This is a genomic window from Veillonella sp. (genome assembly GCF_019414865.1).
GTDB lineage: Bacteria > Bacillota > Negativicutes > Veillonellales > Veillonellaceae > Veillonella.
This window is the reverse complement of the sequence record NZ_DXLG01000201.1, coordinates 1-1,785: the sequence shown is the minus strand read 5'-3', so window position 1 is coordinate 1,785 and position 1,785 is coordinate 1. Positions and strand designations below refer to the sequence as shown.

General features: G+C 34.9%; 1 protein-coding gene. It reads left to right on the top strand.

The features are described from left to right. Positions 1–1,776, top strand: a 1,776-nt coding sequence (locus tag QZ334_RS08240; RefSeq protein WP_295233593.1) for a phosphoethanolamine transferase, incomplete at its 5' end; no start/stop codon positions are given. Positions 1,777–1,785 lie beyond the last annotated feature (9 nt).

Below are 1,785 nucleotides of genomic sequence, written 5' to 3'. Positions count from 1 at the left end.
GGTATTGCTTTATATATAGCTCTATTTTTCATCTATGAACCTATTACACTAGGTCTAGATGTTGAAGATATAACGATTTTAGCAGTACCAACAATTGTAGGTACTTTTTTATTTCAATATTTTATGGGATGTACCGTTTTTCATAGACCATTTTTGGGATATGGCTTAGTCGGTATTCTTTGGGCCCTTACATTCCCACTTCTGTTCCACTGGTCCTATGTAAAACCTTTATATTTTTATGAATTTGCTAATGACTTTTTATTTGGCTTATTAATCTTTATGGGGTTATCGGGGATTCAATTTTTACTGAACCAAACGAATCGTCTCCATAAAACTACATCATTAATCATGGCAATTATTACCATGATATTGAGCCTTATCCCATTCTTACAAATAGGATACTATCTAACTACATGGCATTGTTTAACGCCAGCTAGTTTACTAGCAGTATACATGACAAATCCTGAAGAAGCATTTGGTTTCTTAAAAAATGCTGCTGGTATTCCTGGTCTTATCGCTGTTGGTATTGGCCTTGTAATATGGACCTATCTGCTCTATTGGTCTAATCTAGGAATGAAAGCGGTAGTAAACTTAAATACTACACGACCAATGCGCTCCACATTGCTCATTGTATCCATAGTAGCATTCTTAGTATACGTACCATTCTTCTTATTCCCGAAAACATGTATTGTAGCAAACTGGATTGCAGCTGGCGACTATGTAAAACAAATGCAACAATATAATGATAACCATCATTTAGTATTCGATTCCTTCAATTTGGATACAAAGGAAACCTCTGCTAATAAAACACCAGGGACTATCATATTAGTCATCGGTGAATCTAGTTCTCGTGATTATATGAAGGTATATAATCCAAACTTCCCTTATGATGATACGCCATGGCAAGGTACTATGCGTGCAGATAATAAAGATTTTGTCTTCTTTGATAACGCATATTCATCGTATGTACAAACAGTACCTACCCTCGAACGTGCTCTATCTGAACGTAATCAATATGATGATAAACCGTTCCTTGATTCTGCAAATATTTTAGATGTTGCTAAAAAAGCAGGATATACTACTTCTTGGTTTAGTAACCAAGGTGTATTTGGCGAATATGATACAGCTATTTCATTAATGGCTAAAACAGCAGATACCACTAAATGGTCACATGAATCCTATGCTTTCTCTGATCGCTATGATGAATCACTCTTACCATTATTACAGTCTGTTGATCCAAGTAAAAATAACTTCATCGTCATTCATATCATGGGTAGTCATATTTACTACAATGACCGTTATCCACATGAATTTAGTAAATGGAAACAAGGTCCATATCCAGATGGCCAAGAAGCATATGCTAATAGCCAATTATATACAGACTGGTTATTACAACAGATTTATACTTATGGTAAGGAAAAATTAAACTTGCAAGCCATGGTGTATTTCTCTGACCATGGTGAAAGCCTGGATAAATCTCATAATCCAGATACATTTGACTTTGTTATGACTCATATTCCATTCTGGATATATTTATCACCTCAATATCGTGCTGAGTATCCTCAAACAGCAGAAGAACTCTCTAAACACGAACATCAATACTTTACAAATGATTTGCTATATGACACATTGATTGGTCTTATGCACGCACCTAATCAACGGTATGATATAACAAGAGACTTTAGTAATGGTAAGTATCGATTCAATTTACACAACCTAACTACCTTACTAGGGGAACAACCATTAACTAATGATCCTGTAAACGCAGGAAAATAAACTTTAACA